The sequence below is a fragment of the Vibrio sinensis genome, from assembly GCF_003605645.1.
Taxonomy (GTDB): Bacteria; Pseudomonadota; Gammaproteobacteria; order Enterobacterales; family Vibrionaceae; genus Vibrio; species Vibrio sinensis.
Genome location: NZ_QVMU01000020.1, coordinates 77,904 through 84,592, shown reverse-complemented (window position 1 = coordinate 84,592; position 6,689 = coordinate 77,904). Strand labels below are relative to the sequence as shown.

At 41.9% G+C, this 6,689-nt stretch carries 6 protein-coding genes and 1 pseudogene; 3 read left to right on the top strand and 4 right to left on the bottom strand.

What is annotated here, in order from left to right; genetic code table 11:
• Nucleotides 1-147: 147 nt before the first annotated feature.
• Both bcp and DZ860_RS17525 read right to left on the bottom strand, forming a co-directional pair.
• Nucleotides 148-480 (bottom strand): annotated as a pseudogene (gene bcp / locus DZ860_RS17530) (thioredoxin-dependent thiol peroxidase); the annotation flags it as partial.
• An 11-nt stretch (nt 481-491) separates the two neighbouring features.
• Nucleotides 492-1,034 (bottom strand): glycine cleavage system transcriptional repressor, encoded by a 543-nt coding sequence (locus tag DZ860_RS17525; RefSeq protein WP_120033895.1) that lies wholly within the window; start codon nt 1,032-1,034, stop codon nt 492-494.
• Between the two features lie 354 nt (nt 1,035-1,388).
• Between DZ860_RS17525 and dapA the strand changes: the two genes are divergently transcribed.
• Together dapA and bamC are read left to right on the top strand one after the other, a co-directional pair.
• A complete protein-coding gene (gene dapA, locus DZ860_RS17520) occupies nt 1,389-2,267 on the top strand; it encodes a 4-hydroxy-tetrahydrodipicolinate synthase (protein WP_120033885.1) in 879 nt (292 codons plus the stop codon).
• Nucleotides 2,268-2,322: 55 nt separating this feature from the next.
• Complete coding sequence (bamC, locus tag DZ860_RS17515; RefSeq protein WP_120033883.1) at nt 2,323-3,339, top strand: outer membrane protein assembly factor BamC; 1,017 nt, start codon at nt 2,323-2,325, stop codon at nt 3,337-3,339.
• 220 nt (nt 3,340-3,559) lie between these two features.
• Here the strand turns inward: bamC and DZ860_RS17510 are convergent, their stop codons facing one another.
• Together DZ860_RS17510 and rnt are read right to left on the bottom strand one after the other, a co-directional pair.
• Complete coding sequence (locus tag DZ860_RS17510; RefSeq protein ID WP_120033881.1) at nt 3,560-4,885, bottom strand: Na+/H+ antiporter family protein; 1,326 nt, start codon at nt 4,883-4,885, stop codon at nt 3,560-3,562.
• Between the two features lie 28 nt (nt 4,886-4,913).
• Entirely contained in the window at nt 4,914-5,570 is a 657-nt protein-coding gene (gene rnt, locus DZ860_RS17505; RefSeq protein WP_120033879.1) for a ribonuclease T, read from the bottom strand.
• A gap of 186 nt (nt 5,571-5,756) precedes the next feature.
• On the opposite strand from rnt, the gene motY reads away from it, so the two are divergent.
• Nucleotides 5,757-6,638 carry a flagellar protein MotY gene (motY, locus tag DZ860_RS17500; protein WP_120033877.1) on the top strand — a complete coding sequence of 294 codons (882 nt, stop codon included), beginning with the start codon at nt 5,757-5,759 and terminating at the stop codon, nt 6,636-6,638.
• The last annotated feature ends 51 nt before the right edge of the window (nt 6,639-6,689 follow it).

Genomic DNA, 6,689 nt, shown 5'->3' with positions numbered 1-6,689 from the left:
AGAAGTCGGTAGTCATCATAAGCATCAGAATATTTTTCTTCATGTGTTTCTATCACAAAACAACCCTCGATATGTTACCCACATATCAAAGATAGATTTGTCATAAAAAAATATCAAGGTTTTTTGTCATGAAAAATTTCCAAGGGTAAATTTTTTCTCGCCCCAAACACCGAACTGTTCTGCTGTCGCATGATCTTCATCAGACAATAAAGTGAAATTCAGTTCATCACGTTCAATGAATTTTCCTAAACGTTTTACCGGATCAATACTGACACCGAGTACCACAACGTTATGCGCATCTAATTCAGCTTTGACATCTCGCAGACCGCGAGCTTGCACAGTGCAACCCGGGGTCATGGCTTTTGGGTAAAAGTAAAAAAGTATTTTTTTGCCTGCAAAGTCGGCAAGCGTTACTGTGTTGCCATCTTGGTCAAGTAAAGAAAATTCAGGAGCAGGAGCGCCTGCAGTTAACGTGTCCATTATGGTTCCTTTTAAAGACTATTTTTTATAAAGTTCAATGCACCCTTAACATTCAGTGATGAGCAAAGCGCATTAAACTCTTCTTGGATTTGCATTAAATTGCATTCGGAGTCGACGAGCGCTGTTAGGGCAATATGAAATTGATTTTGTTGTGATTGAAGTTTGTTCTTATCGATCGTTTGAGCACTTAACGATGATAGTCCTATGTTCTTCGAGGCAAAGAAATGTGTGAATTTTTCGGTAATCCCCGGTTTATCATCAGACTCGATGAAAACTTCTACCGTATAGCTATTGTCAGGCTGAGCATGTTGAGATGTACGCTTCATCATAGTGATGAGTTCATGTTCCTGACCCAATAGTGGTAGGGTTGTTTCTACACGAGTGATGGAGGCATTGTTCGCAGAAAGCAGCATAATAAGGGTGAATTCATTGCCAAAAAGTGCAATGCGACTGTCAACAATGTTGCATCCAGCTTGTGTAACCAGTTTTACTATTTGGTTGCATACGCCTGGGCGGTCTGTTCCTACCGCTGTGATCACGAGATGTTGAGTCATAATATCACTTCGATCATTGTTATGATTATGGTCAGCTAGCTTAGCACAGTTAAAGACGATAAAAATGGTGTGTTCGTTCATTTATTAAACGTAAAAACCAGATTAATAAAACAAGCCTTATTTCAAACCGTTTTCTTTTCTTTACTTGTCATTGACATGTTAGAGACGAGATAGCGTATTTTCGCCTGATTCTAAGATGAGTGAACGCTTACTCTTGTGTTTGTCTTGAAGTGACATAGGTATAACATCTGACAAATATTCATTCAATTAGACGTGTTGGGCGAACTTATTCGCTTGTATTTTTTGATTACCTTACAGTACCATGCAAAAAGTAACTAATTTAGGGAGAAAGACATGTTTTCAGGAAGTATCGTAGCGTTAATTACACCATTCACTCAAGATAACGAAGTGGATTACGTGAGCCTGAAACAGCTGGTTGACTATCATGTCGCGGCTGGCACAGATGGCATTGTAGCTGTCGGTACCACCGGAGAGTCTGCAACACTGACACCAGAAGAGCATGTCAAAGTCGTTTTAAAAACGATTGAGTTTGCAGATGGTCGTTTACCTGTCATTGCAGGCACAGGTGCCAATGCAACGCATGAGTGCGTAACGTTCAGTCGTTTATTGAATAATTCTGGTATTGCTGGTTGCCTAAGTGTGACTCCGTACTACAACAAACCGACTCAAGAGGGTTTGTTCCAGCACTATAAAGCTATTGCACAAGAAAGTGATGTTCCACAGATTTTGTACAATGTACCAGGTCGTACTGCGGTTGACTTGCTACCTGAAACGGTCGCACGTTTAGCTGAAATTGAAAATATTGTTGCACTAAAAGATGCGACGGGTGATCTCAGCCGAATTGCAGTTCACCGTGAACTTTGTGGCGAAAATTTTATCTTACTAAGTGGTGATGATGCGACTGGCCTTGATTTTATTCGTCAAGGTGGCAAAGGCGTAATTTCAGTAACGAATAATATCGCAGCTGAAGATATGGCTACAATGATGCGCCTTGCTCTACAAGGTCGATTTGATGAAGCAGAAATCATTCACCAACGATTGATGCCATTGCACAAAAACTTATTTGTTGAGTCGAGCCCAATCCCAGTGAAATGGGCTGCTCATAAGATGGGCTTAATTGCGAATGGTGATATTCGTCTTCCGTTGACGGAATTGTCAGAAGCGGCTCGTCCGATTGTTGCTCAGGCAATGACAGAAGCTTGCATCTACTAATTCTAATGGATTGCTGAAGCTATAAAGCTTCAGCATTTGTTTATCAGGAGTTTGAATGAAATTAACACACCAGCTAGTCGTCAGTTCACTAGCTGTTTTTGTTTTGAGCGCGTGTTCAGGGGATGCCTCTCAACGTCGCCAAGCAAAAAACGATTTTGAGTACCTTAATACTGCACCTCTTATGGAATGGAAAGAGCTAGAGGGCTCAACTCCTCAGTTTTACCAAAACTATAATATTCCCATTGGAGATTATAAAGGTGGTGTTGGGAATAAGGTTGATATTCGTCCTCCTCAACAAGTTCTTGCATTGATTCCAGGTGCGCGTACTGAAGTCAGAGATGGTGAAGTCACGATTTGGTTAATACAGCCCACTGAACAAGCGAAAGTGTGGGATACCGCGAAGTCGATGATCGATTCAAATAACATTGGTTTGACGAAACAGTCAGACAATGAATTAGAAACCGATTGGGTGAATTGGACCTCAGAAGATGAAGATGTCACGATTGAAGCGCGATACAAATTATCACGTGTCGAGGCAAACAATCGTCATGGCGTTCAGGTTACTCTGATTGATTGGCGCAAAGGCGGTCAAGATGTTGCAGTTACTGCGACAGAAAATGAACGTTATACCGTATTGGTTACCAACCTAATTACGGCTCGCTATGATACAGATTTGCGTGCGGAAGCGGCTAAGAAAGCTCAAGAACTGGTTAAGCATATCCCTATTTCTATGGGTAGCGACCGTTCTGGTTTACCTGTGATCATCGCTCGCACACCGTATGATGTTCTTTGGCAGCGTCTACCGACAATTTTGCCGGAAATGGGCTTTACCTTGGAAGAACTAAATCAATCTCAAGGTACGGTGAAAGCGAAATACGCAGCACCAGATGATGAGTTTTGGCAAGAGATTGGCGTTAAACCATTGGAGCTGAAGTCTGGTACATATACGTTCTTATTTGGTGATTTGGGCAACCGAACATCAATTAACGTGACCGACAGCAAAGGTAAGCCAGTTGAAGAAGCATTATTGAAAGATATGGCACCAGTACTTTCCGCTGTTGCTGAAAAGTAACAATGCATCGTTACGTTAAAACTTGATGTTTTAGTGTTCGATACTTTAGCTCTTAGTGTCAAAACAAAAAGACCAACCGATAAGGTTGGTCTTTTTTATTGTCAGTACTCAATCACTTTAGTCTTAGAGAGTGCATCTTATCTGGTCGTGGTTTTGTATGCTCTTTGATCATAATTCAAAGAGCACATCACGTTGAACCAAATAAATGGATAAGGTGGTTTTAAAGAACCATTGCCGCAATCCAACCAAAGACAATTAAAGGAATATTATAATGGATAAAGGTTGGTACTACCGTTTCCCAAATATGTTCATGCTGGCCGTCTGCATTAAGCCCTGATGTTGGCCCTAATGTTGAGTCTGAAGCTGGAGAACCTGCATCACCAAGCGCTGCTGCGGTACCTACAAGTGCAATAGTTGCCATTGGCGAAAAACCAAACGCAGCGGCTAGAGGAACATAAATTGTAGCGATGATTGGAATGGTTGAGAATGAAGAACCAATGCCCATCGTCACTAATAGACCTACAACTAGCATTAGTAGCGCAGCAAGAGGTTTATTATCTCCAATGCTTGTTGCAAGAGAGGCCACGAGGGTTTCAACGCCGCCAGTTTGTTTCATTACAGCAGCAAAGCCTGCTGCAGAAATCATAATGAAGCCAATCATAGCCATCATATGAACACCTTTGGTGAACACATCATGAGTCTCTTTCCAGGCAATAACGCCACCAAAGGTAAAGACCATAAAACCAGCTAATGCACCAATGATCATTGAACCTGTACTAAGCTGCACAGCAAGTGCGGCGCAGATACCTAAGCCCGCAACGACAATATTTTTCTTATTAATTTCGGTTGTTGTGCTTCTGGTTTGTGTCAGTTCAGTTTCTGCGTATTCACGTGGTTTTCGATAAGAAAAGAAAATAGCAGTGAGTAGACCAAAAATCATACCGCCAGCTGGGAGTAGCATCGCTGTTGGAATTTGGCTAGCTACCACATCTCCAAGTCCATTATCGTGTAAATTCTTCAGCAAAATATTGTTTAGGAAAATACCGCCAAAACCAATCGGGAGGACCATATATGGAGTAATTAGGCCGAATGTGAGTACGCAAGCGACCATTCGACGATCCAGTTTTAACTTTGCAAACACCCCAAGTAGTGGTGGAATTAAAATCGGAATAAATGCGATATGGACAGGAATCACGTTTTGTGACGACATGGTTACGAGAACAAGAGCTACGAGAACCGCATATTTTAGGCCCGTCGTTTTCGCGCCATCTTGTTTTCCGTTTAAGCGTTTGATTACACTGTTGGCAAGTAAGTCAGTGATGCCTGATTTAGAAATGGCAACGGCAAACGTACCTAGCATGGCATAGCTTAGTGCAATTGTTGCACCACCACCTAATCCACTCTCAAAAGCAGCAACCGTATCGTTGAGGCTCATGCCAGCAACAAGACCACCTACCATGGCGCTGAATGTCAGGGCAACCACGACATTCACCCGCATTAATGCTAGTACGAGCATTACGCATACAGAAATTACAACAGGGTTCATAACATTCTCATTTGGTTGTGTTTACATTTTATTGTTTTTCTTCCTGAGTATCGCTTAGAGGCCAGCCACCAAGAGCTTTCCACTTATTGACGATGCCACAGAAAAGCTCAGCGGTTTTTTGTGTGTCATATAATGCTGAGTGGGCTTCTTTGTTATCAAATTCCATACCCGCAGTTTTACAAGCTTTAGCCAAAACGGTTTGGCCATAAGCTAGGCCGCTAAGGGCGGCAGTATCAAACGTAGCAAAGGGATGAAATGGAACACGTTTTAACTTGCAGCGTTCACTTGCTGCAGCTACAAAGCTGTGATCAAATTGCGCATTGTGAGCCACAATAATTGCTCGGCTACAGTTTTGCTCTTTTTGTTCTTTTCGAACCAGTTTGTAAATCTCTTTAAGAGCCTCTGATTCACTGACAGCACCACGTAACGGGCTGAACGGGTCGCGAATACCGATAAAATCGAGTGCTTCCTGTTCTAAATTGGCACCCTCAAAAGGTTCAACATGAAAATGAATCGTTGAGGCTGGATGTAAATCGCCATTTTCATCCATTTTCAACGTCACAGCACAGATTTCTAAAAGTGCATCAGTTTGAGCATTGAAACCTGCGGTCTCAACGTCAATAACCACGGGGAAATAGCCGCGAAAGCGTTTTTTGAGCGTCAATGCTTCATTTTCTACAGTCATGTTAGCCTAAAGTTTTGTGATGAAGCGGGCATTATTGCAGATTCTCTACGGAAGAAATACTGTGATGAAGAGAATTATTTTCCTGCGTTTTATCAGACTTGGCGGGATTTTTGCTTCTTTAACGAATAATAGTGAGTTCGGCAACACGTTGCCGGAGACACAACACGATGAGAGATATAAGAAATTATGAGCAAGTGGCGAGTGACCAGTTTAATTTTGTCAGCAATAGCTATCGTTCCGAATGCGAATTCGGCTGATAAGCAGTATGTGGCAACGCCTCAGCAATCAATGTGGAAGATGGTCGCCAATACGCCACTAGAATGTCGTCTAGTACATCCTATTCCTAATTATGGTGATGCAGTTTTCTCGTCCCATGCGAGTAAGAAAATCAATCTCGATTTTGAATTAAAGATGAACCGTCCGATGGGTGAAACTCGTGATGTTAGTTTAGTCTCTATGCCGCCAGCATGGCGCCCGGGTGATGGTGCTGAGCGAATGACTCAAATTCGTTTCTTTAAACAATTTGATGGTTATATTGGTGGTCAAACGGCTTGGAGTTTATTAAGTGAATTAGAGCAGGGGCGTTATCCGACGTTTAGTTATCAAGATTGGCAAAGTCGGAATCAGCGTGTTGAAGTCGCTCTTTCTTCGGTTCTCTTTCAACAGCAATATGATGTTTTCAGTGGCTGTATCGCTAATCTATTACCTTATAGCTTTGAAGATATCGCTTTTACTATTTTGCATTATGATCGTTCTAGCGTTCAGTTGAATAAGGCATCTCAGAAACGTTTAGCGCAGATTGCAGAATACATTCGTTATAATTCAGATATTGATTTGGTCTTGGTTTCTACTTATACCGATAGTGAAGATTCAAAAACCAATAGTCAGCATTTGTCTGAACAACGAGCAGATGTTTTACGAGACTACTTTCATTCTCTTGGTTTACCGGAAGATAGAATACAGGTCCAGGGCTATGGTAAACGCCGTCCTATTGCAGATAATGCTTCGCCATTGGGTAAAGATAAAAACCGTCGTGTCGTTATTTCTCTTGGTCGAACGCAAATATAAGATGCATTGAATTGGAATCAACGAGCACTTAAAGCCAGCATTTATGCTGGT

Bases quoted from the DNA above. Each gene is read 5' to 3' on its own strand.
- DZ860_RS17525 (WP_120033895.1), bottom strand. From the start codon at position 1,034: ATGACTCAACATCTCGTGATCACAGCGGTAGGAACAGACCGCCCAGGC.
- dapA (WP_120033885.1), top strand. From the start codon at position 1,389: ATGTTTTCAGGAAGTATCGTAGCGTTAATTACACCATTCACTCAAGAT.
- bamC (WP_120033883.1), top strand. From the start codon at position 2,323: ATGAAATTAACACACCAGCTAGTCGTCAGTTCACTAGCTGTTTTTGTT.
- DZ860_RS17510 (WP_120033881.1), bottom strand. From the start codon at position 4,885: ATGAACCCTGTTGTAATTTCTGTATGCGTAATGCTCGTACTAGCATTA.
- rnt (WP_120033879.1), bottom strand. From the start codon at position 5,570: ATGACTGTAGAAAATGAAGCATTGACGCTCAAAAAACGCTTTCGCGGC.
- motY (WP_120033877.1), top strand. From the start codon at position 5,757: ATGAGCAAGTGGCGAGTGACCAGTTTAATTTTGTCAGCAATAGCTATC.